Raw genomic sequence first — 23628 nt, forward strand, 5'->3', positions numbered from 1 at the left:
CGGCCCGGGGCGACCTCAGCCAGCGCCGGCGGGGTGTGGCGATCCGCGCCGCGCTGCTCGGCGTTAGTTGACGCTGTTAACGAAAGTCGCGGAAGACTTTAGTCTGGCGCCATCGACACTGTGCAGACGGCGGCCCCGCGCCGCGTCTCGTGTCTCTCTCGCTGGATATTCATTTGCGTATCGCAAATCGCGATCCTTGTTATTAGTTGGTTATTGCGGCAGCGCTTATCGTCGAGCGCGTACGGCGCCGGCTCCCGGCGCGCCAAGAATGACAACCACGCGCCCACGAGGGCAGGGAGAGAGTCGCATGAATCGCAAGGTCATACCGTCGCTGCTGGCGCTGGGCGTCAGCCTGAGCCTGTGTCTCACGCCTGCGCTGGCGCAGGATGAGGTCAAGATCGGTTTCATCGTCAAGAAGCCGGAGCAGGCGTGGTTCATCAATGAGCAGGATGCAGCGACCAAGCTCGGCCAGGAGAAGGGCTTCGAGGTGGTGCGGCTGGCCGGCGAGGATGGCCAGCAGGTGCTGAGCGCGATCGACAATCTCAACTCCCAGGGGGCGCAGGGGTTCGTGATCTGCCCGCCGGACGTTCGCCTGGGGCCGGCGATCGCCAACCGTGCCAAGCAGTACGGCATGAAGGTGGTGACCGTCGACGACCAGTTCCTGGGCGCCGACGGCAAGCCGATGGCGGACGTGCCCCACCTGGGCATGTCGGGCTACAAGATCGGGCGCCAGGTAGGCGAGGCGATCGCCGCCGAGATGCAGCGGCGCGGCTGGGACCCGCAGGAGGTGGCGGCGCTGCGTATCAGCAACAACGAGCTGCCCACCGCCAAGGCGCGTACCGACGGCGCCACCGACGCGCTGCTCGATGCCGGCTTCGTCGAGCAGAACATTTTCGATGCACCGCAGCAGAACACCGACACCAGCAGTGCCTTCGCTGCCGCCTCGCCGGTGCTCTCCAAGAACGGTCGCTTCGAACACTGGGTGATCTACGCCCTCAACGAGGAGAGCGTGCTCGGCGGCGTGCGCGCCAGCGAACAGTACGGCCTCTCCCCGGAGCAGGTGATCGGCGTGGGCATCAACGGTTCGGGGGCGGCCTTTGCCGAGTTCTCGCGCCAGAAGCCGACTGGCTTCTACGGCACCGTAGCGGTGAGTTCGACCATGCATGGGCGCCAGAGCGCCGACAATCTCTACACCTGGATCACCCAGGACAAGAAACCCCCGGCCAATACCGAAACCACCGGCACGCTGATGACCCGCGACAACTGGCAGCAGGTGCGCGAGGACCTGGGGCTCTGAGCGCGTGACGCGGCAGTGCCCTCGGGCACCGCCGCGGCCGCTGCCAGCGATCCCTGCATTGCCTTTCAGTGTTTTCCCGGCGGTCTTCAAGGCCGCGACCAGGAGAGTCGAGATGGCGAATTCCCCAGCCTATCTGCGCGTCGAGGGCGTCACGGTGACCTTTCCCGGGGTCAAGGCCCTCGATGCGGTCAGCTTCGAGGCCCGCCGTGGCGAAGTGCACGCGCTGATGGGTGAGAACGGCGCGGGCAAGTCGACCCTGCTCAAGGTGCTCAGCGGCGTCAACAAGGTCACCGACGGCGCCCTGTGGATCGACGGCGAGCGCCACGTATTCGCCAACGCCCGCGAGGCGCTCGACTGCGGGGTGGCGATCATCTACCAGGAGCTGACGCTGTCGCCCAACCTCTCGGTGGCCGAGAACCTGCTGCTGGGCCAGCTGCCGGTGCGCTACGGCATGGTCGACCGGCGCGCCCTGCGTCGGCGAGCGCTGGCCATTCTCGAGGAGCTGGGCGAGGGCGCCATTCACCCTGCGACCAAGGTTCGCGAGCTCTCCATCGGCCAGCAGCAGATGATCGAGATCGGCCGCGCGCTGCTGCGCGATGCACGCATCATCGCCTTCGACGAGCCCACCAGCTCGCTGTCGGTGCAGGAGACGCGCCACCTCAAGCGTATCGTGTCGCGGCTGCGCGACGAGGGCCGGGTGGTGCTGTATGTCACCCACCGCATGGAGGAGGTGTTCGAGATGTGCGATGCGGTCACGGTGTTCCGTGACGGCCGCCATATTCGGACCCATCCGACCCTCGACGGGCTCGACCACGACACCCTGGTCAGCGAGATGGTGGGGCGCGAGATCGAGGATGTCTACGGCTATCGCGCGCGTCAGCAGGGCGAGGTGCTGATGCGCCTGGAGGGGCTCGCGGGCCGCGGCGTGCGTGCTCCGGTGTCGCTGGAGATCCACCGCGGTGAGGTGCTGGGGCTGTTCGGGCTGGTCGGCGCCGGACGCAGCGAACTGATGCGCCTGGTCTGCGGTGCCGAGCGCGCCTCGGCGGGGCAGGTGGTGTTCGCCGGCGAGGCGCGACGTTTCGCCAGCGCCCGGGCGGCGATTCGTGCCGGCATCGCGATGTGCCCCGAGGATCGCAAGTCCCAGGGCATCTTTCCGGTCGCCAGCGTCGCCGACAATCTCAATATCAGCTGCCGGCGTTTCTTCCGCCGCTGGGGCGTGTTCCGCCATGTTGCCCGCGAGACCGAGAACGCGCGCCACTATATTCGCCAGTTGCGGATCAAGACGCCCGGGCCGCGTACGCCGATCGCCAATCTCTCCGGTGGCAACCAGCAGAAGGTGATCCTGGCGCGCTGGCTGGCCGAGCAGATCGAGCTGTTCGTGATGGATGAACCGACCCGCGGCATCGACGTCGGCGCCCGGCGCGATATCTACGCGCTGCTCTACGATCTCGCCGAGCAGGGCAAGAGCGTGCTGGTGATCTCCAGCGACCTCGCCGAGGTGAGCTCGATCTGCGACCGCATCGGGGTGATGCGCGACGGCGAACTGATCGAGGTGGTCCCGCGCGAGGAGGCCACCCCTGAGCGCCTGCTCGGCCTGGCGCTACCGGCGTGAGCTGCGGTCCAACTGAGCACGCCGCTGGCGGTCTCTATCGACCTTTTTCGTTCCAGAGGATGACCCCGCATGTCCAGTGACAAACTCGTCTCCCAGGCAGCGCCGGCCGCGGTGGGCCGGCGCGGGCTGCCCAAGCCGCTGCGCACCCTGCTCGACACCTCGGGGCTGATCGCAGTGTTCGTGCTGCTGTTCATCGGCCTCTCGGTGCTGGTGCCGGACTTCCTGACCGGGCGCAACATCGTCGGCCTGCTGCTCTCGGTGACCCTGATCGGCACTATCGCCACCACCATGATGATGGTGCTGGCGCTGGGTGAGGTGGATCTGTCGGTCGCCTCGATCGTTGCCTTTGCCGGCGTGGTGGCGGCGATGGTCACCTCCAATACCGGCAGCGTGACTGTCGGTGTGCTGGTCGGGATCGCCGCCGGGGCCGCGGTGGGCGCCTTCAACGGCTTCGTGGTGGCGCGCTTCGGTATCAATTCGCTGATCGCCACCCTGGCGGCGATGGAGTTCGTGCGCGGGCTGGCCTACATCACCTCCGGCGGCGATGCGGTGATGATCACCGTGCCCGGCTTCTTCGACCTCGGCAGTGCCGCCTTCCTTGGCCTGACCCTGCCGGTATGGACCATGATCGCCTGCTTCGTGGTGTTCGGCGTGGTGCTCAACCTGACCGCCTTCGGCCGTAATACTCTGGCCACCGGCGGCAATGCCGAGGCCGCGGCGCTGGCCGGGGTCAACGTACGCCGGCTCAAGATCACCGTGTTCGCGCTGCAGGGGCTGGTGGCGGGTATCGCCGGTGTTCTGCTCACCTCACGCATGGGGCTGGGCGACCCCAATACGTCCCAGGGGTTGGAGCTGGCGGTGATCTCGGCCTGCGTACTGGGCGGGGTCTCGCTCTCCGGCGGGGTCGCCTCGATCACCGGGGTGCTGGTGGGGGTATTGATCATGGGCTGCGTGCAGAACGCCATGGGGCTGCTCAACGTCCCGACCTTCTATCAATACCTGGTACGCGGCGCGATCCTGCTGCTGGCGGTGATGTTCGATCGCTGGAAACAGGCGCGAAGGGCGGGGTGAGCGGCGACGATCTGGCCTACGACTTTGGTCTCCGGTGCCTCGACTTTGGTCTGGGTAGCTCCAGCCGCCACGGTGGGACGCGGCAGACGGGGTGCCGGTTTTGCAAGATTGATATTAAAAAATATATCTAAATAAGCCTAAATTGCTATTAGTTGGTTATTGATCTCCGCCCGTAACGTGCAGGCTTCCACGCCAAGACGCCCGGGCCACCGCCCGGGCCCGTGAGGAGGAGTTCATGCAAGAGAGCGCACAGGCGGCTTCGGGATTGTCGACCCTGGGCCTGATGGGGATCGCGGCGCTGGCTATCGCCATCCTGCTGGTGCTGATCATTCGGGTACGACTGCATCCGTTCTTCGCCTTGGTGATCGTCAGTATCGGCACCGCGCTGGCGACCGGTATCTCGGTCGCCGACCTGCTGCCGACGCTGCTCGGCGGTTTCGGCAAGACGCTGGGTAATGTGGCGCTGTTGATCGGCTTCGGGGCGGTGCTCGGCCGTCTGGTGGCGGTTTCCGGCGGGGCACGGGTGCTGGCCGACACGCTGATTCGTCTGTTCGGGCGTGACAAGGCCCCGTTGGGGCTGTCGATCGCGTGTCTGCTGTTCGGCTTTCCGATCTTTCTCGACGCCGCCTTCGTGGTGATGCTGCCAGTGATCTACTCGGTGGCCCGCGAGCTCAAGGCCTCGCTGCTGCTCTATGGCTTGCCGGCCGCCGGCGCCTTTCTGGTCATGCATGCGCTGATGCCGCCGCATCCGGGGCCGGTGGCCGCGGCGGTGTTTTTGCACGCGGATATCGGTCAGGTGCTGTTCGTGGCGCTGCTGGTGGGGCTGCCGACCTGGTATCTCATGGGCTATCGGCTGTCGCTGTTCCTGGCCCGTCGCGCCCCCTTCCAGCGTGTGCCCGATCTGATGGGGGGCGAGCAGGAGCAGGTCCCTGCGGCCCGTCGCCCGGCATTTGCCACCGTGCTGCTGGTACTGTTGCTGCCGCTGGCGCTGATCTTTCTCAACACCGGGCTGTCGACGCTGGCCCAGAGTGGGGCGATCGCCGCCGATGGCGCCCTGGTGCACGCGCTGATGCTGATCGGCGAGACGCCGATCGCGATGCTCATCAGCACCTGTGTGGCGATGTGGCTGCTGGTGCTGCGTTCACGCGAGCGCGGCGCGATGGAGTCGATCAACGAGATCGTCGAGCAGGCGCTGGCACCGGTCTGCAGCATCATCCTGATCACCGGGGCCGGGGGCATGTTCGGCGGGGTGCTGACGGCCAGCGGCATAGGCGATGCGCTGGCGGACAGTCTGCAGACGCTGGGTATGCCGGTGATCCTCGCCGGCTACGTGATCGCCGCGGTGATCCGTGTTGCCCAGGGCTCGGCCACCGTGGCCGGCACCACCGCCGCCGGCATCATGGCCCCGGTGGTCCTCGCCGACCCTTCGCTGGCCGGGCTGCCGGCGGCCTGCATCACCGTGGCGATCGTCGCCGGCGCGATCGGCTATTCGCACGTCAACGATTCCGGTTTCTGGCTGGTGGGGCGTTTTCTCGCCGTCGATACCAAGACCATGCTCAAGACCTGGACCGTGATTTCCACCGCGATCTCGCTGCTGGCCTTCGCCCTGGCCTGGTTGCTGTTCGCGGCACTGTAGGCACGACCCTGACACGTACTAGACCCTGCGGGGCCGCGTTGCCGGCCCCGGCGGACCAAGGAGAGACGAGATGAGCGATGCTGGCGACAAGACCCCGCGACTGCGCTCCGCGGAGTGGTTTGGCCGGGCCGACAAGAACGGCTTCATGTACCGTAGCTGGATGAAGAATCAGGGCATTCCGGATCATGAGTTCCAGGGCAAGCCGATCATCGGCATCTGCAACACCTGGTCGGAACTGACGCCCTGCAACGCCCATTTCCGCAAGCTCGCCGAGCACGTCAAGCAGGGCGTGCTCGAGGCGGGGGGCTATCCGGTGGAGTTCCCGGTGTTCTCCAACGGCGAGTCCAACCTGCGGCCCACGGCGATGTTCACCCGCAATCTGGCGAGCATGGACGTCGAGGAGGCGATCCGCGGCAACCCCATCGACGGCGTGGTGCTGCTGGTGGGCTGCGACAAGACCACCCCGGCACTGCTGATGGGGGCGGCGAGCTGTGACATTCCGGCGCTCGTGGTGACCGGCGGGCCGATGCTCAATGGCAAGCACCAGGGCAAGGATATCGGCTCCGGCACGGTGGTGTGGCAGCTCTCCGAGCAGGTCAAGGCGGGCCAGATCTCGATGCACGACTTCATGGCGGCAGAGGCGGGCATGTCGCGCTCGGCGGGTACCTGCAACACCATGGGCACGGCCTCGACGATGGCCTGCATGGCCGAGTCGCTGGGGGTGTCGCTGCCCCACAATGCCGCCATCCCGGCGGTGGATTCACGCCGCTATGTGCTCGCCCATCTCTCCGGCAACCGTATCGTCGAGATGGTCCACGAGGACCTCAAGCTGTCGAAGATTCTCACCCGTGAGGCGTTCGAGAACGCCATTCGCACCAATGCCGCCATCGGCGGCTCGACCAATGCGGTGATCCATCTCAAGGCGATCGCCGGGCGTATCGGGGTCGACCTGCCACTGGACGATTGGACCCGAATCGGTCGCGGCACGCCGACGATCGTCGACCTGCAGCCCTCCGGGCGTTACCTGATGGAGGAGTTCTACTACGCCGGTGGCCTGCCGGCGGTGCTCAAGCGCCTGGGCGATGCCGACCGCTTGCCGCACCCGGACGCGCTGACGGTCAATGGTCGTACGCTGTGGGAAAACGTGCGCGAGGCGCCGCTCTACAACGACGACGTGATCCGCCCGCTCGACAACCCGCTGCGCGACGACGGTGGCATGTGCATCCTGCGCGGCAACCTGGCGCCCAACGGTGCGGTGCTCAAGCCGTCGGCGGCGACCGCGGCATTGATGACCCATCGTGGGCGGGCGGTGGTGTTCGAGAACTTCGACGACTACAAGGCGCGCATCAACGACCCCGATCTGGAGGTCTCGCCGGACGATATCCTGGTGATGAAGCACTGCGGCCCGCGGGGTTACCACGGCATGGCCGAGGTCGGCAACATGGGCCTGCCGCCGAAGATTCTCGAGCAGGGCATCACCGATATGGTACGCATCTCGGATGCTCGCATGAGCGGCACCGCCTACGGCACCGTGGTGCTGCACGTGGCCCCGGAAGCGGCCGCCGGCGGCCCGCTGGCGGCGGTCGAGAATGGCGACTGGATCAGCCTGGACTGCGACAGCGGCAAGCTCGAGCTGGAGGTCGACGATGCCGAGATCGCACGCCGCCTGGCTGCCGCCGACCCTACCGCGGCGTCGAACCAGATCGCCAGCAGCGGCGGCTATCGCCAGCTCTACATCGAGCACGTGCTGCAGGCCGACGAGGGCTGTGACTTCGACTTCCTGCGCGGCTGTCGCGGCGCCGAGGTGCCGCGGCACTCGCACTAAGAGGCTGGTCCGGCGGAATCACTCGCCGCTCAGAGTCGCGGTGATCCGGCGCGCGCCGCCGTGCTGGCGGTGCTCGCCGAGCCAGATGCCTTGCCAGGTACCGTTGAGCAGGCGGCCGTTGTCCACCGCCAGAGTCAGTTGGGTGCCGAACAGGCTGGCGAGCACGTGGGCGGGCATGTCATCGGGGCCTTCGAGGGTGTGGCGCAGGCCGTCGAGCCGCTCGGGGGCGATCCGGGCGGCGAACAGCGCCATGTCATGGCGCACGTCGGGGTCGGCGTTCTCGTTCAGGGTCAGCGAGGCCGAGGTGTGCATCAGTTGCAGATGGAGTAGACCGGTCTGGATCTCTGCCAGTCGCGGCAGGGCCTCCAGGATCTCGTCGGTGACCAGATGAAAGCCGCGCGAGCGCGCGGAGAGCGTAAATTGCTGGCGGTGCCACATGGTTGAGACGTCTCCGTGAGTATGTTGAGAGCGTGCATGTCTGGGACCAAAGTCCGCTGTTCATGCCGTTTAGCGGTGGCCTACTCTGACATGTCCGGTCGCCCGGCTGCGAGCGTCGATGCCGAGAACCGAAGTGCTCACCTAGTGGGCAATGTCGTCTTCATAGGGTTAAACCAGGAGTGCGTCATGACTACCCCACGTCTCTACATGTTCCAGACCGGCACGCTCAAGTGCCGGGTGTGCAATATCAAGATGAATGCGGGGCTGGATGAGTACGAGATTCCCGTGCCCTGGTATCTGATCACGCATCCGCAGGGCAATGTGGTCATCGATGGTGGCTGTGCCGTCGAGTGCGCCAGCGATCCGAAGAAGCCTGGGGCGATATCACCGCGGTCTATTGGCCGGTGATGCGTGAGGAAGAGGGGTGTGTCCAGGCGCTGAAGGATGTCGGCATCGAGCCCGAGGACGTTCGCTATGTCCTGCATAGCCACCTGCATCTGGATCACACCGGGGCGACCGGACGCTTTCCCAATGCCACGCATATCGTACGGCGGCGCGAATACGAGTATGCGATGGCCCCGGACTGGTTTTCCGCCGGCGGCTATATCCGCGCCGATTTCGATCGCCCCGGATTGAAGTGGCATCTGCTCGAGGATGGCGACGACGGCTATGACGTCTTCGGCGACGGCAGCATCCGTTTCATCTTCACCCCGGGGCACGCCCCCGGCCACGCCAGCTTCCTGCTCCAGCTCCCCGAGACCGGCCCGGTGCTGCTGGCGGTGGATGCGGCCTATACCACCGATCACTGGGAGGAGAAGGCGCTGCCTGGCTTTCTTGCCTCGACCGTGGATACGGTGCGCTCAGTGCGCAAGCTGCACGCGCTGGCCGAGAAGACCGGGGCGCTGGTGGTCACTGGCCACGACCCCGAGGCGTGGCCGACCTTCCGGCACGCGCCCGAGTACTATGCATGAAATGCTGAGCGCTTGATCTGGGAAACCGAGTACTTGGCCTGAGAGACCGAGTACTCGGCTTGAGAGACGCCTGAGATACGAATGTCAATCGCACCCGGCGCGTCAAGGCGCGACGGGTCGACCCACTGAATAGGGAAGTCGCGATGAAAATGCATGCCGCCGTGATCCACGAGATGCAGAAGCCACGCCCGTACCGAGAGTCGCAGCCGCTGTCGATCGAGGAGGTCGAACTCGATCCACCTGGGCGCGGCGAGGTGCTGGTGCGCATGCGCGCCGCCGGGCTTTGCCACTCGGATCTCTCCACCATCAACGGTGATCGGCCGCGGCCGCTACCCATGGTGCTGGGGCACGAGGCTGCCGGCGAGGTGGTCGAGGTCGGTGATGGCGTCGAGGATCTGGCACCCGGCGATCATGTGGTGTTCTCGTTCGCCCCCAGCTGCGGCGCCTGCGCCTCCTGCCTCTCCGGCCGCGCGGCGCTGTGCGCGCCGGGGCAGGTGGCCAATGGTGCCGGACACCTGCTGGGGGGCGGCATGCGCCTGCACAAGGGCGGGCAGAAGATCTATCACCATATCGGCGTCTCCGGCTTCGCCGAGTACGCGGTGGCCTCGCGACGTTCGCTGACGCGGATCGATGCCGATCTGCCGTTTCATATCGCGGCGCTGTTCGGCTGCGCCGTGCTCACCGGGGTCGGTGCGGTGGTCCACACCGCCGGCCTGCGTCTAGGGCAGTCGGTGCTGGTGGTCGGGCTCGGCGGAGTCGGCTTGGCGGCGGTGATGGGCGCGGCCGGGGGCGGCGCTCGCCAGGTGATCGCCGCCGATATCGCCCCAGACAAGCTGGAGACCGCCAAGGCAATGGGTGCCACCCATGTGGTCAATAGTGGCGATGCCGATGCCATCGACCAGGTGCGCGAGATCAGTGGCGGCGGGGTGAATATCGCCGCCGAGTTTGCCGGTGTCTCCAAGGCGCTGGAGTTCGCCTACGAGTGCACCGCCCGCGGCGGTACCACGGTGACCTCGGGGCTACCGCACCCGGACGTGCGTTTCGCCATCAGTCCCACGCGGATGGTCGCCGAGGAGCGTACCCTCAAGGGCTCCTATCTGGGCGGGCACGTGCCGTCGCTGGACGTGCCGGAGTATATCGCGCTCTACCGCGCCGGCCGTCTGCCGGTAGAGAAGCTGCTGACCCACCGTCTGAAGCTTGACGAGATCAACCTCGGTTTCGACCGGCTTGCCAGCGGCGAGGCGATCCGCCAGATCATCGACTTCGACTGACGCCCAGGCCGCTCCTCGGCGAGACCTGCCACCGCCCGTGCCACGTCGGCGCGGGCGGTGGCGTTTTCCGGGCATGCGCCAACGCTGGCGACGGTCGCTGCAAGCGGTGCGGGGCCTGCTAGTCTTGAGTGAGTTCCGTGAGTTTTCTTGTCGCCGCCCTGCGGCGGCGCGACCCGGTTTCAACGGCATTCATCCGCCATCGTCAGGAGGCAATCATGACGCAACAGCGTATCGAACGTGACAGCATGGGCGAACTCGAGGTGCCCGCCAGTGCGCGCTACGGCGCCCAGACCCAGCGCGCCGTGAACAACTTCCCGGTCAGCGGTCAGCCGCTGCCGAGCGAGTTCATCGCCGCGGTGGCGCGGATCAAGCGCGCCGCTGCCGAGGTCAACCAGGAGCTGGGGCTGCTCGACGAGGCGCGCTCACGGGCGATCATTGCCGCCGCCGACGAGATCATCGCCGGGGAGCACGCCGATCAGTTCCCGGTGGATGTGTTCCAGACCGGCTCCGGCACCTCGACCAATATGAACGTCAACGAGGTGATCTCGCATCTGGCCAGCAGCGAGTCGCTCACGGTGGGCCCCAACGACCACGTCAACATGGGGCAGTCGAGCAACGACGTGATCCCCACCGCGATCCATCTGGCCGCGGCGGTCCAGGTGCGTGAGCGGCTGCTGCCGGCGCTGCACTATCTGCGCTCGAGCATCGACGACAAGGCGCAGAGTGTCGACGACGTGGTCAAGACCGGGCGCACCCACCTGATGGATGCCATGCCGGTGCGTCTGAGCCAGGAGCTGGGCGGCTGGTCGAGTCAGATCGGGCAGGCGATCGAGCGCCTCGAGGATGGCCTCAAGCGGGTGACGCGCCTGGCGCTGGGCGGCACCGCGGTGGGAACCGGGGTCAATGCCCATCCCGAGTTCGCCCAGCGGGTGGCTGAGCGGCTGGCCCGCGATACCCATCTCGAGTTCCGACCCAACGACAGCTTCTTCGCCAGCCTCGCCTCCCAGGACGCGGCGGTGGAGCTCTCGGGGCATTTGCGCACCTACGCCTGCGCGGTGATGAAGATCGCCAACGATCTGCGCTGGATGAACTCGGGGCCGCTGGCGGGCCTGGGCGAGATCGAGCTGGAGGCGCTGCAGCCGGGCAGTTCGATCATGCCGGGCAAGGTCAATCCGGTGATTCCGGAGTCGGCGATCCAGGTGGCGGCCCAGGTGATCGGCAATGACACCGCGATCACCGTGGCGGGCCAGAGCGGCAACTTCCAGCTCAATGTGATGCTGCCGCTGATCGCCCACAATCTGCTCGGATCGATCCGGTTGCTGACCAACGTCAGCCGGCTGCTGGCGGATCGCGCCATCGCCACCTTCAACGTGCGTCGGGACAACATCGAGACGCCGCTGTCCAAGAATCCGATTCTGGTCACCGCGCTCAACTCGGTGATCGGCTACGATTCCGCCGCCGCCGTGGCCAAGAAAGCCTACCAAGGGGGCCGCCCGATCATCGATGTGGCCGAGGAGGAGACCGATCTTTCCCGTGAGGAGCTGGAGCGCTTGCTCGACCCGGCCAAGCTGACCGAAGGCGGTATTCCCGAATAGGCGGTGAGCCTACACGCACACATTAACGCCACCCGTTTGGGTGGCGTTGGTGTATGGATCGGGTGGCACTGGCGTTTCGTTGAAGAAAAGCGTCGGTAAAACGAGGCGTCGGTAAAGCGAGGCGTCAGTAAAAAGGCGTCGGTCAAAGACAGTAGCGTCAGCTCATACCGGTGCTTCGCCGTGACGCTCCTTGGCCTCTTCGATGGTGTCGTCGGCGTCCCGGCGCTCCTCGGCATCGGCGGCTTCCGGCTCGTTCTCGTCGGCGCGACTGGGGTCGTGGCGCAGGGTGACCAGCATCGGGAAGTGGTCCGAGCCGATCTCCTTCAGGCGGCGCATCGCCACCAGCGTGAACTGCTCGGAGACGAAGACGTGGTCCAGCGGCCAGCGCAGGAACGGGTACTTGGCATGGAAGGTGCTGTACTGACCCCGGCCGCGGCGTAGATCGAGCATGCCGCTGACCTTGCAGAACAGTTTGGTGGTGCGCGACCAGGCGACATCGTTGAGGTCGCCGGCCACCAGCGTCGCCCGCTCGTCCCCGGCGATCGCTTCGCCCACCAGCAGCAGCTCGGCATCTCGCCACAGTGACTCGTCGCTTTCCGAAGGCGCGGGTGGGCGCGGGTGCAGTGCATGCAGACGTACGCGCTTGCCACTCTCCAGACGGACCCAGGCGTGGATCGACGGGATGTCATCCTGGATCAGCCACTTCACTTCGACCTCTTCGAGGGGCAGACGCGAATAGAGGTGCATGCCGTAGAGGTTGTCGAGCGGAATGCGCACGGCGTTTGGAAACTGCCCGCCCAGCGCCTCATCGAGGCGGTCTCCCCACCAGCGGTCGGACTCCAGCGTCAGCAGCAGGTCCGGCTGGTGCTGCTCGACCTGAGCGATCAGCTTGTGAGCCTGGCGATTGGGGGTCAGCACGTTGGAGACCAGCAGCGTGATCTCGCGGCTGGCATCGCGCTCGTGTGCCTTGACGACGGCGCAGCGAGCCAGCGGGGTCCAGGGGTAGATGCGGGCCCACTGTACGCCGGCGGCGAGCAGGCTGGCGCCAACGCCGCACCAGTGCCACCAGGCGTCGGGCTGGCAGGCGAGCTGGAGCAACGCCAGTGCGGTGGCGATGCAGGCGATCTGCAGCAGGGGGAAGTCGAAGCTTCTCACGCTCCAGTGCCGGATCCGCAGATAGGGCACCAGGGTCACGATCAGCACCAGGCAGCCCAGCAGCGTGAAAAGAAGTTGCAAAGCGGAGATCCTCGGAAAAGAACGGCGGTGCCTCCAGCGTAGCAGAGGGCCAGGAACACACCGCCGTTTTCCGGGCGCCGGGGACGACGCCCCGCGTGGGGATCGCTGCCCGGCTCAGATCTCGGCTACGGCGTCCGCGGGGCTGGCTGCCGTAAGGAGAGGATGGTGGCGAGATAGGCATCCAGCGCCGCGACCTGGGCCGGCGTCAGCACCAGCCCCAGCTTGGTACGCCGCCACAGGATGTCGTCACTGGTACGGGCCCACTCGTGGCCGATCAGATAGTCGACCTCGGCACGGGTCAGGCCGCCACCGAACTCCTCACCCAGCGCTTCACGGCGAGTAACGCACCTCGAGGAAGCGAAGACACGGATGCCGTAGCTGGAGGCGAAGCGCTCCGCCCACGCCGCCGGCAGGAACGCGTAGTCGCTCTGGAGGCGGGCGGCGAAAGCCGCGCGACCGTCGATATCGCCCCCGGGCAGGGTGGCCTCGGCGGTCCAGGCTGCGCGCATCTCCGGCAGCAGCGGCTGCAGCTTGCGCAGGGCCGCCTCGGCGAGCTTGCGATAGGTGGTGATCTTGCCACCGAAGATCGACAGCAGCGGGGCGCCGTGGGTGTCCAGGTCCAGGGTGTAGTCGCGGGTCATCGCCGAGGGGTTTTCCGACTCGTCGTCGCACAGCGGGCGTACCCCGGAGTAGGTGATGACGTCGTCGCGGCTGAGCTGACGCTGGAAGTGACCATTGAGCACCTCGAGCAGATAGCCGATCTCCTCCTCGCTGATGCCGACCTGGGACGGATCGCCCTGGTAGCGGCGGTCGGTGGTGCCGATCAAGCTGTAGTGCTGCTGGTAGGGCAGCACGAAGACGATACGTCCATCCTGGTTCTGCAGGATGTAGGCGCGCTCGTCCTGGTTGAGCCGCGGTACGATCAGATGGCTGCCCTGGATCATGCGGATACCGTAGCGCGACTGGCGCTGGGCGCTGCCCTTGACGAATGATTCGACCCACGGGCCGCTGGCGTTGACCAGCACCTTGCCGCGTACTTCACTGGTCTCGCCGGAGAGACGGTCCTCCAGCGTCACCCGCCAACCGCCGTGCTCTTCGCGCGCCGCGCTGCAGCGCGTACGCAGACGGATGTCGGCACCCTTGTCCTGGGCTTGGAGCGCGTTGAGCAGCACCAGGCGGGCGTCGTCCACCCAGCAGTCGGAGTACTCGAAGCCGCGCTTGATCTCCGGTACGAGGGGGCCCTGGGCATCGAACTTCAGCCGCTTGGCGTTGGGCAGGCTGTCGCGGTGACTGAGGTGGTCATAGAGGAAGAGCCCGGCACGGATCATCCAGGCGGGGCGCAGGTGAGGCTGGTGGGGCAGGATGAAGCGCATCGGCCAGACGATATGCGGTGCCTTGCGCAGCATCACCTCGCGCTCGCGCAGCGCCTCCCGCACCAGCCGAAACTCGCGATGTTCGAGGTAGCGCAACCCGCCATGGATCAGTTTGCTGCTGGCGGAAGACGTCGCGCTGGCCAGGTCGGCCTGCTCGCACAGCAGCACCGACAGACCGCGGCCAGCGGCATCGTTGGCGATGCCGGTGCCATTGATGCCGCCGCCCACGACGATCATGTCGTAGGTCTTGTCGTTAGCCACCGTGCTCATGCCGTCTCCCCCGCGTGGTGTGAGATGTGTTTTCGAAAACGAAAATAGACTAATCAATTTCGAACATCAATAGGCGAGAACGGCTTTCGCGGTGAAAACTGATGTCGAGCACGGGATCATGGATCGCAGACGCACCACCCGCGTCGGATCGCCGAGGCGTGGGATGCCGTGCCGCGGCGTCAGTGGTGCGCCTGGCCGTGCCGCGGTGGCGTCTCGAGACGCGCTCAGGGGGGATAGAAGATATGTCGGCGCCGTGACGGCGCCGACGGGGCGGGAAGGGGAGAGCAGGCCGGGATCACCGACGCCCGCTCAGTCCGCCGTGGCTTGGGCCGCTACCGGTTCACCAGCCACATGCAGCTCGACGCCGTGTTCGTGCATCAGACGGACCAGGGTGTCCGGCGGCTGGCGGTCGGTGAAGAAGGCGTCGACCTGGCTCAGGTTGCCCTGGCGTACCACGGCGTTGCGCTGGAACTTGGAGTGGTCGGCGGCGAGGTAGACCTTTCGCGAATTGCGGATGATGGCCTGGGCCACGCGCACTTCCTGATAGTCGAACTCCAGCAGCGAGCCGTCGCGGTCGATACCGCTGATGCCGATGATGCCGTAGTCGACCTTGAACTGATTGATGAAGTCGATCGTCGCTTCGCCGATGATGCCGCCATCGCGGGAGCGTACCTGGCCGCCGGCGACGATGACGTTGAAGTCGGTCTTGTGCTGCAGGATGGCGGCGACGTTGAGATTGTTGGTGATCACCTCGAGCCCGCTGTGCTGACATAGCGCCTCGGCGATGAACTCGTTGCTGGTGCCGATGTTGATGAACAGCGACGCCGAGTCGGGGATCTGGGTGACCAGCAGCTCGGCGATGCGTCGCTTGGCCTCGAGATTGAGCGTCTTGCGCGTGTGGTAAGCGGTGTTGACGGTGCTCGATTCCAGCCCGGCGCCGCCATGGACTCGGCGTACGGCGCCCTCTTCGGCGAGCTGGTTGAGATCCCGGCGAATGGTCTGCGGGGTGACGTTGAATTCTGTCGCCAACTGCTCGATGGCGGCGTAGCCCTGACGTTTGACCAGGGCGATGATGGCGTCGTGGCGGTCCTGCTGGGTCATGTTGGGTCCTGAGGCGGCTGGCGACACGGTGACAACGCCGCTGGTGCGTGGTCGAGACGCGCGTGTGAAAGGCGGTGTCCTGCCATGGCCGGCGAGCTGCACGGCCGATGTTGTGATCCGAATATTATCAGAAGGTGCCGCCTGCGCAGCCATAAAGGGGGCGAGACGTTGACTGCAGGGCGCTAGACTATGGTCTAGGTGTCGAAAGACGAATTCATGCTGTTGCCAAGTGAACGTAAGAACGGAGTTGTCAGTGCGGACGACCATCCTGGCGAGCGAGCGCTTCTCGAGCCGAAGCGGCAGAGAGTAAAGCGATGGCGATAAAGCGCCTACCTCCCGCCTACCTCCGAAGCGTGGATGGATCGAGCGCAGCAGCATCGCTCAGGCTGACGGGTTCATGGCGATTGCTCGGGCCCTCGGCCACGGCGCTACGGCTGTCGTCGCGACCCGGGCGCCCGGTGCGGCTAGTATCTGCTTACCCGGGGAGATTAAAGTCAGGGCAGACAACGGCTTGGCGAATTTTTTTACGCGCAGAGGGTTGCAATCCTCTGCGGCATGGGTAGAATTCGCTTCCGTTGTCACGGCGAGGCAGGCCGGATGACTTCGGTGCAGAGGCAAATGAAGTAACAGTCTCGCGACAGCGCCGTAGCGATGCCAGAAGGACCGTAGCTCAGTTGGTTAGAGCGCCACGTTGACATCGTGGAGGTCAGCGGTTCAAATCCGCTCGGTCCTACCAGTCGCATCAGATTGCCCCAGTTTGCAGGACCGTAGCTCAGTTGGTTAGAGCGCCACGTTGACATCGTGGAGGTCAGCGGTTCAAATCCGCTCGGTCCTACCATCTCGAAACCCCAGGCCAATGGCCTGGGGTTTTACGTTGGTATCGGCTGTCCGCCTTTGTCCGCGCCGGTTTTTTCGATCCTGGCCTTTTTTCCTTCCCCTGACTCTTTATTTCCTCCCTCTTTATTTTCTCCCCTGTACGTTTCGCGACGCCTTTTTCTGCGCCTTTTTCTGCGCCTTTTTCTCTCCGCTTCCTTCGCTTGTCGGGACGTCCCCGCTGCACTGGCATGTCATTTTTCGAAAAGCAAAGTCTTTCGAAGCCAACAGGGATAGTGACTTTGGTCGTATGAGGCGGGCGGCCTTGGCTCGTCAAATGGTCGCTGATACTAAGGTTCAATGTCCTATAAATACTTATAAATCAAAATCTAAGTAATTATCTTCCAGACGTGGCGGGCGCGCCCTATGGCTTTTTCGAGTGGCTGTCCTACGATGCTCGGAAAAGAAAACAAAGGGGTTCTCCGGTCGATGTCATTACAACTCGAAGACGTGACGTTGAAGGTGCGCGGCGAGACTTATATCGACGAGGCCAATCTGCAGCTGGACAGTGGCTCGTTCAACGTTCTGCTCGGTCATACCTTGGCCGGCAAGACTACCCTGATGCGCCTGATGGCGGGCTTGGATACGCCCAGCCGCGGCCGCGTATGGTTGGGCGGCCGCGATATGACCGATGTGCCGGTGCGCCAGCGCAACGTGTCGATGGTGTATCAGCAGTTCATAAATTACCCCACCCTGAGCGTTTTCGACAATATCGCCTCGCCGCTCAAGCAGGCCAAGGTGGCGCGGGCCGAGATCCAGCGCCGGGTCGAGGAGACCGCCCACATGCTGGGCATCGACCATCTCCTCGGGCGTTTTCCGCAAGCGCTCTCCGGCGGCCAGCAGCAGCGCACGGCGATGGCGCGAGCGCTGGTCAAGGATGCCGACCTGGTGCTGTTCGACGAGCCGCTGGTCAACCTCGACTACAAGCTGCGCGAGTCACTGCGGGTGGAGATGCGCAAGCTGTTCGCGTCGCGCGACACCCTGGCGGTCTACGCCACCACCGAACCCGCCGAAGCGCTCGCGCTGGGTGGTACCACGGTGCTGCTCAAGGAGGGGCGCATCGTCCAGAGCGGCCCCAGCGGGGAGGTCTATCGCCAGCCCTGCAACATGGAGGCGGCGAGCCTGTTCGGCGAGCCGCCGATCAACCTGCTGGCGGCCGAGATCGCCGGCGGCGAGTGCCGTATCGGCCGGCAGCGGCTGCCGCTGCCGGCGGCTTGGCAGCGTCTGGCAGAGGGCCACTACCGCCTCGGCGTGCGGCCACATCATGTGTCGTTGGCGCCGCTGGCCACGGGGGAGGCGCTGTGCCTGCCGGTGCAGGTGCGGGTGGCCGAGATCGGCGGTTCCGAGACCTTCCTGCATATGACCCATGACGAGATCGATCTGGTCGCGCATCTGGGCGGTATCCACGAGCTGGCGGTGGATCAGGCGCTGGAGATCCATCTGCCGTGCGCCGAGATGTTCGTGTTCGAGCCGGGTGGGGAGCTGTTGCTCTCGCCGGCGCTCCCTGCCACCGCGGCGCGCGCCTGAGGAGACGATCATGGCAGAGATTCGCTTGGCCCAGCTGGCGCACAGCTATCAGGACAACCCGAGTGCGCCCGAGGATTACGCCCTGCGCCGGATGGAACATGTGTGGGAGCAGGGCGGTGCCTACGCGCTGCTGGGGCCCTCCGGGTGTGGCAAGAGCACGCTGCTCAACATCATGTCCGGGCTGCTGGCGCCGTCCGAGGGTGAGGTGCTGTTCGACGGCAAGGCGGTCAATGCGTTGAGCCCGCAGCAGCGCAACATCGCCCAGGTTTTTCAGTTCCCGGTGGTGTACGACACCATGACGGTGTTCGACAACCTGGCTTTCCCGCTGCGCAATCAGGGCCAGCCGAAGGCGACCGTGGAGGCGCGCGTGCGTGAGGTGGCGGCGGCGCTGGAGATCGAGCCGCTGCTGACGCGCAAGGCGCGCAATCTCACCGCAGATGAGAAGCAGAAGGTGTCGATGGGGCGCGGGCTGGTGCGTGACGACGTCGCCGCGATTCTGTTCGACGAACCGCTCACGGTGATCGACCCGCAGCTCAAATGGCGCCTGCGGCGCAAGCTCAAGGAGATCCACCAGCGCTTCAACGTGACCATGGTCTACGTCACCCATGATCAGCTCGAGGCGGCTACCTTCGCCGACAAGATCGCGGTGATGTACGGCGGCCAGATCGTGCAGTTCGGTACCCCGCGGGAGCTGTTCGAGACGCCGCGCCATACCTTCGTCGGCTACTTCATCGGCAGCCCCGGGATGAACCTGCTCGATCTCGAGATCGTGGCCGGGCGTGCGCACTGTCACGGCCTCGAGCTGGCGCTGCCCGAGGCGTGGCATGCGCGCCTGGCCGCGCAGGAGGGCGCGCGTCTGCAATTGGGCATCCGCCCGGAATTCGTCGAGCTGGTGCCGGCTGACGAGGCGACCCTGACCGGGCGCGTCGACCTGATCCAGGATCAGGGCTCGTTCAAGATCGTCGATGTGGCGCTCACCGCCGATCCGGCCCAGCTCATCAAGGTGCGGGTCGACGAGTACAAAAGCCTCGGTGAGGAGACGGTGGGGCTGCATCTGCCCGAGGCGTGGATGCGCTTCTACGCCAACGACCTGCTGCTGGAGATCTCCGATGAAGCCGTATAACAACAAAGCGTGGTGGCTGGTACTGCCGGTTTTCGTGCTGGTCGCCTTCAGCGCCATCATTCCGATGATGACGGTGGTCAACTACTCGGTGCAGGACATCTTCGACCCGAGCACGCGCTACTTCGTCGGCACCGAGTGGTATCGCGAGATTCTCAGCGACCCGCGCCTGCACGATTCACTGGTACGTCAGTTCATCTACTCCTTCTGCGTGCTGGCGATCGAGATTCCGCTGGGCATCATCGTGGCGCTGTCGATGCCGCGGCGCGGCCTGGGCGTCCCGGTCAGCCTGATTCTGCTGGCGCTGCCGCTGCTGGTGCCGTGGAACGTGGTGGGCACGATCTGGCAGATCATCGGGCGAGAGGACATCGGTCTCTACGGGTCGCTGCTCAACGGCCTGGGGATCGATTACAACTACGCCTCCAGCCCGCGGGATGCTTGGATCACGGTGCTGATCATGGATGTCTGGCACTGGACCTCGCTGGTGGCGCTGCTGTGCTACTCGGGGCTGCGCTCGATCCCCGATGTCTACTATCAGGCCGCACGCATCGACCGCGCCTCCGCCTGGGCGGTGTTCCGCTACATCCAGCTGCCCAAGCTCAAGAACGTACTGCTGATCGCGGTGATGCTGCGCTTCATGGACAGTTTCATGATCTATACCGAGCCTTTCGTGCTCACCGGCGGCGGGCCGGGCACGGCGACCACCTTCCTGAGCCAGACCCTGACCCAGATGGCGCTGGGACAGTTCGATCTGGGGCGGGCCGCAGCGTTCTCGCTGATCTACTTCCTGATCATCCTGCTGGTGACCTGGGTGTTCTACACCGCCATGACCCACAACGACGACAAGGGGTGAGACGCCATGCACGTACGCAAGAGTCTGGTGATGCTGCTCTATTTGGTGTTCATCCTGGTGCCGATCTACTGGCTGATCAACATGTCGCTGAAATCGAACCAGGAGATCCTGGGCGGGCTGACGTTGTGGCCGGTGGCGCCGACGCTGGACAACTATCGCGTCATCTTCACCGAGCCGAGCTGGTATACGAGCTATCTCAACTCGCTCACCTATGTGTCGATGAACATGGCGATCTCGCTGCTGGTGGCGCTGCCGGCGGCCTACGCCTTCTCGCGCTACCGCTTTCTCGGCGACAAGCACATGTTCTTCTGGCTGCTGACCAACCGCATGGCGCCGCCGGCGGTATTCCTGCTGCCGTTCTTCCAGCTCTACTCCGCGGTGGGGCTTTTTGACACCCCGATCGCGGTGGCGCTGGCCCACTGTCTGTTCAATGTGCCGCTGGCGGTGTGGATTCTCGAGGGTTTCATGTCCGGGGTGCCCAAGGAGATCGACGAGACCGCCTATATCGACGGTTACAGCTTCCCGCGCTTCTTCGTCTTTATCTTCATTCCGATGATCCGTCCGGGGATCGGCGTGACGGCCTTCTTCTGCTTCATGTTCTCGTGGGTCGAGCTGCTGCTGGCGCGCACCCTGACCTCGGTCGACGCCAAGCCGATCGTGGCGCAGATGACGCGTACGGTCTCCGCCTCCGGGATCGACTGGGGCGTGCTGGCGGCCGCTGGCGTGGTAGCGCTGCTGCCGGGCATCGCGGTGATCTACTTCGTGCGCAACCACGTGGCCAAGGGCTTCGCCCTGGGGCGGGTGTGAGTCATGGCAATCGATTCGAGCCTTCGTCTTAGGCACTGTCTGAAAAGTACTGCGCTCGCCCATGCGGCGTTAAAAATCGGCTCAAAATGCTCATTTACAACCCGTAAACTCCGCGTTTTCGCCGATTTTTGCCTTGCCTGGCCTTCGCTCGTCGACTTTTCAGACAGCACCTAGGTGCTATATGAAAAGTCGACGAGCGTAGGCAGTTTTAGTGCAAAACCTATGGGGGAACGCTGATGAGCTGGATGGCCTGGACGCTGCCGACGGCGTCGTTCTTCGTGATCATCGCGCTGATGCTGGTGGGGATGTCGATCTGGCAGACGGTGTCGCCGGGACACCAGCGCAAGGGGTTCCTGCCGATCTCCACCACCCGCGGTGATCGCCTGTTCATCGGCCTGCTGGCCGCCGCCTATGCCCATCTACTGGCACTGGCGCTGACCGGCTGGCCGCTGTGGATCGTCACGCTGGTGTGCGTGGCGGGACTGATCGCACTGCTGAAATGGGGGTGAGACACCGCAAAACCGAGCTGGACGTCACCGGCGCACTCGCTGAAGGAGTCACTCGCGCGGCCGTGGGCCGCAGTCTCCGCCAGGGCGCAGAACCACACAAAAACCGGGTAACGCTATGTTCAGACAAGTCCATGCCAGCTACCGGCCGCTCACGCTCGGCCTGCTGAGCTTGATACTCGCCAGCGGTGCGGCCCAGGCCGACCAATACCAGGATGCGGCCAAGCGCTGGCTGCAGATGAGTTCACCCCCTCGACCCTGAGTCCCGAGCAGCAGATGGCGGAGCTGCAGTGGTTCATCGATGCGGCCAAGCCGTTCCGCGGCATGCAGATCAACGTGGTGTCGGAGACGCTGACCACCCACAAGTACGAGTCCGAGGTGCTGGCCAAGGCGTTCAGCGAGATCACCGGCATTCAGCTGCATCACGATCTGCTGCAGGAGGGCGACGTGATCGAGAAGCTGCAGACTCAGATGCAGTCGGGGCGCAACATCTACGACGGCTACGTCAACGATTCCGATCTGATCGGGACCCACTCGCGCTACGGCAAGGTGGTTCCGATCTCCGATATGATCAAGGGGGATGCCGCCGCGGTGACCTCGCCGACGCTGGATCTCGACGACTTCATCGGGCTGTCGTTCACCACCGGCCCGGACGGCAAGATCTACCAGCTGCCCGATCAGCAGTTCGCTAACCTCTACTGGTTCCGCGCCGACTGGTTCGACGATCCCGATCTCAAGGCCAAGTTCAAGCAGAAGTACGGCTACGAGCTCGGCGTGCCGGTCAACTGGTCGGCCTATGAGGACATCGCCAACTTCTTCACCAATGACGTCAAGGAGATCGACGGTAAGCGCGTCTATGGCCACATGGATTACGGCAAGAAGGATCCGTCGCTGGGCTGGCGCTTTACCGATGCCTGGTTCTCCATGGCCGGTGAAGGCGACAAGGGCTTGCCCAACGGCTTGCCGGTCGACGAGTGGGGCATTCGCGTCGAGCAGTGTCATCCGGTGGGCTCGAGCATGTCCCGGGGCGGCGGCACCAACAGCCCGGCGGCGGTCTTTGCCACCCAGAAGTACATTGACTGGCTGCACGCCTATGCGCCGCCGGAAGCGCAGGGCATGACCTTCTCCGAAGCCGGCCCGGTGCCCGCCCAGGGCAGCGTGGCGCAGCAGATCTTCTGGTAAACCGCCTTTACCGCCGACATGACCAAGCCGGGGCTGCCGGTGGTCAACGCCGATGGCACGCCCAAGTGGCGCATGGCGCCGTCGCCGGTGGGGCCGTACTGGGAGAAGGGCATGAAGAAGGGCTATCAGGATGTGGGCTCGTGGACCTTCATGAAGTCGACCCCGGAAAGAACCGCCTGGCCGCCTGGCTCTATGCCCAGTTCGTGACCGCCAAGACGGTCTCGCTGAAGAAGACGCTGGTGGGGCTGACCCCGATCCGCGAATCCGACATCCAGTCCCAGGCGATGACCGACGCCGCACCCAATCTGGGTGGGCTGGTGGAGTTCTATCGTAGCCCGGCGCGGCTGGAGTGGTCGCCGACCGGGACCAATGTGCCCGACTATCCGAAGCTGGCGCAGCTGTGGTGGCAGTACATCTCGCGGGCGGTCAGCGGCGAGACCAGCGTACAGAACGCGCTCGATGGCCTGGCCGATGCCCAGGATCGGATCATGGAGCGTCTCGAACGCGCCAACGTCCAGCCGCAGTGCGGCCCAAGCTCAACGAGCCGCGCGATGCACAGTACTGGCTCGACCAGCCGGGTGCGCCCAAGCCCAAGCTCGAGAACGAGAAGCCTCAGGGCAAGACCGTTCCCTACGCCGAGATGGTCAAGTCGTGGCAGGAGAGCTGAGGGTGGAAAACGGTCGCTGACAACGACCAGCAGCGCTATCATGGCCCGCCCAACTTGGCGGGCCTTTTTGTTTTCTTGTTTGTCTTGCCGCTGCCTTCCCTGGCTGGGTAGCCGCAGGTGCGGCCGCGCGTTCGGCTTGTGAATGAAACGTCGCGAGCGTAGGCAGTTCCGTAGCAAGCCTTGCGTCGATGCCGGCCCAGAGGAGAGTCGTCGATGCCTTATCAAGCGCTGTTCGAGCATGTTCACCGTCTACCCAGCATCCCCGGGGTGGTCGCCGAGCTGATCGCCAGTCTCGACGATGATCGCGCCAGCATTCAGCAGGTGTCGGTCATATACGCAAGGATCCGGGGCTCAGTCTCAAGCTGCTGCGTGCGGCCAATTCGGTACGCTACGGTGT

At 65.0% G+C, this 23628-nt stretch carries 18 protein-coding genes, 2 tRNA genes and 1 pseudogene; 17 read left to right on the forward strand and 4 right to left on the reverse strand.

Annotation, left to right across the window (positions count from 1 at the left end):
* Positions 1 to 307 precede the first annotated feature (307 nt).
* From CN538_RS15810 to CN538_RS15830, 5 genes are all read left to right on the forward strand, one after another.
* Complete coding sequence (locus CN538_RS15810; protein ID WP_106420057.1) at positions 308 to 1297, forward strand: arabinose ABC transporter substrate-binding protein; 990 nt, start codon at positions 308 to 310, stop codon at positions 1295 to 1297.
* Between the two features lie 112 nt (positions 1298 to 1409).
* The gene (gene araG / locus CN538_RS15815) at positions 1410 to 2909 is read left to right on the forward strand and encodes an L-arabinose ABC transporter ATP-binding protein AraG (RefSeq protein ID WP_106420058.1); all 1500 of its coding nucleotides are present in this window, start codon (positions 1410 to 1412) and stop codon (positions 2907 to 2909) included.
* A gap of 69 nt (positions 2910 to 2978) precedes the next feature.
* Positions 2979 to 3980, forward strand: coding sequence for an L-arabinose ABC transporter permease AraH (gene araH, locus CN538_RS15820; RefSeq protein WP_106420059.1), 1002 nt, complete (start codon positions 2979 to 2981; stop codon positions 3978 to 3980).
* 235 nt (positions 3981 to 4215) lie between these two features.
* Complete coding sequence (locus CN538_RS15825; RefSeq protein WP_106420060.1) at positions 4216 to 5616, forward strand: GntP family permease; 1401 nt, start codon at positions 4216 to 4218, stop codon at positions 5614 to 5616.
* Between the two features lie 70 nt (positions 5617 to 5686).
* Positions 5687 to 7441: an IlvD/Edd family dehydratase gene (locus tag CN538_RS15830; RefSeq protein ID WP_106420061.1), complete on the forward strand. Its 1755-nt coding sequence runs from the start codon at positions 5687 to 5689 to the stop codon at positions 7439 to 7441.
* Between the two features lie 18 nt (positions 7442 to 7459).
* Here the strand turns inward: CN538_RS15830 and CN538_RS15835 are convergent, their stop codons facing one another.
* Positions 7460 to 7879: a secondary thiamine-phosphate synthase enzyme YjbQ gene (locus CN538_RS15835; protein ID WP_106420062.1), complete on the reverse strand. Its 420-nt coding sequence runs from the start codon at positions 7877 to 7879 to the stop codon at positions 7460 to 7462.
* Positions 7880 to 8065: 186 nt separating this feature from the next.
* Here CN538_RS15835 and CN538_RS21305 point away from each other — a divergent pair, with 186 nt between their 5' ends.
* The 4 genes from CN538_RS21305 (at position 8066) to CN538_RS15850 (ending at position 11716) form a co-directional block, all read left to right on the forward strand.
* Entirely contained in the window at positions 8066 to 8287 is a 222-nt protein-coding gene (locus CN538_RS21305; protein ID WP_207233538.1) for an MBL fold metallo-hydrolase, read from the forward strand.
* Positions 8230 to 8850 carry an N-acyl homoserine lactonase family protein gene (locus tag CN538_RS15840; RefSeq protein WP_207233539.1) on the forward strand — a complete coding sequence of 207 codons (621 nt, stop codon included), beginning with the start codon at positions 8230 to 8232 and terminating at the stop codon, positions 8848 to 8850. The genes CN538_RS21305 and CN538_RS15840 overlap by 58 nt, the downstream gene beginning before the upstream one ends.
* 143 nt (positions 8851 to 8993) lie before the next feature.
* Complete coding sequence (locus CN538_RS15845; protein ID WP_106420063.1) at positions 8994 to 10121, forward strand: zinc-dependent alcohol dehydrogenase family protein; 1128 nt, start codon at positions 8994 to 8996, stop codon at positions 10119 to 10121.
* A 215-nt stretch (positions 10122 to 10336) separates the two neighbouring features.
* Positions 10337 to 11716, forward strand: a complete 1380-nt coding sequence (locus CN538_RS15850) for a class II fumarate hydratase (protein ID WP_106420064.1) — start codon at positions 10337 to 10339, stop codon at positions 11714 to 11716.
* A 162-nt stretch (positions 11717 to 11878) separates the two neighbouring features.
* Here CN538_RS15850 and CN538_RS15855 read toward each other — a convergent pair whose 3' ends face one another.
* The 3 genes from CN538_RS15855 to CN538_RS15865 form a co-directional block, all read right to left on the reverse strand.
* Positions 11879 to 12952, reverse strand: coding sequence for an endonuclease/exonuclease/phosphatase family protein (locus CN538_RS15855; protein ID WP_207233540.1), 1074 nt, complete (start codon positions 12950 to 12952; stop codon positions 11879 to 11881).
* A gap of 125 nt (positions 12953 to 13077) precedes the next feature.
* Positions 13078 to 14595 (reverse strand): glycerol-3-phosphate dehydrogenase, encoded by a 1518-nt coding sequence (gene glpD / locus CN538_RS15860; RefSeq protein ID WP_106420065.1) that lies wholly within the window; start codon positions 14593 to 14595, stop codon positions 13078 to 13080.
* A 309-nt stretch (positions 14596 to 14904) separates the two neighbouring features.
* Positions 14905 to 15696, reverse strand: coding sequence for a DeoR/GlpR family transcriptional regulator (locus CN538_RS15865; RefSeq protein WP_106420066.1), 792 nt, complete (start codon positions 15694 to 15696; stop codon positions 14905 to 14907).
* A 659-nt stretch (positions 15697 to 16355) separates the two neighbouring features.
* Here CN538_RS15865 and CN538_RS15870 point away from each other — a divergent pair.
* The 8 genes and pseudogenes from CN538_RS15870 (at position 16356) to CN538_RS15905 (ending at position 23231) form a co-directional block, all read left to right on the forward strand.
* Positions 16356 to 16432: transfer RNA gene (locus tag CN538_RS15870), tRNA-Val, on the forward strand.
* Positions 16433 to 16457: 25 nt separating this feature from the next.
* Positions 16458 to 16534: transfer RNA gene (locus CN538_RS15875), tRNA-Val, on the forward strand.
* Positions 16535 to 16998: 464 nt separating this feature from the next.
* On the forward strand, positions 16999 to 18096 hold the full coding sequence (locus CN538_RS15880) for an ABC transporter ATP-binding protein (protein WP_106420067.1): 1098 nt from the start codon (positions 16999 to 17001) through the stop codon (positions 18094 to 18096).
* 10 nt (positions 18097 to 18106) lie between these two features.
* Positions 18107 to 19219: an ABC transporter ATP-binding protein gene (locus CN538_RS15885; RefSeq protein ID WP_106420068.1), complete on the forward strand. Its 1113-nt coding sequence runs from the start codon at positions 18107 to 18109 to the stop codon at positions 19217 to 19219.
* Entirely contained in the window at positions 19206 to 20069 is an 864-nt protein-coding gene (locus CN538_RS15890; protein ID WP_035471596.1) for a carbohydrate ABC transporter permease, read from the forward strand. Before CN538_RS15885 ends, CN538_RS15890 begins: the two co-directional genes overlap by 14 nt.
* Before the next feature lie 6 nt (positions 20070 to 20075).
* On the forward strand, positions 20076 to 20876 hold the full coding sequence (locus tag CN538_RS15895) for a carbohydrate ABC transporter permease (RefSeq protein ID WP_035471598.1): 801 nt from the start codon (positions 20076 to 20078) through the stop codon (positions 20874 to 20876).
* A 236-nt stretch (positions 20877 to 21112) separates the two neighbouring features.
* Positions 21113 to 21385, forward strand: a complete 273-nt coding sequence (locus CN538_RS15900; protein ID WP_035471599.1) for a DUF2160 domain-containing protein — start codon at positions 21113 to 21115, stop codon at positions 21383 to 21385.
* Positions 21386 to 21500: 115 nt separating this feature from the next.
* Positions 21501 to 23231, forward strand: a pseudogene (locus CN538_RS15905) (ABC transporter substrate-binding protein).
* Positions 23232 to 23628: the final 397 nt, after the last annotated feature.

It is taken from the genome of Salinicola tamaricis (assembly GCF_003006155.1).
In the GTDB taxonomy this organism is placed as follows: Bacteria; Pseudomonadota; Gammaproteobacteria; order Pseudomonadales; family Halomonadaceae; genus Salinicola; species Salinicola tamaricis.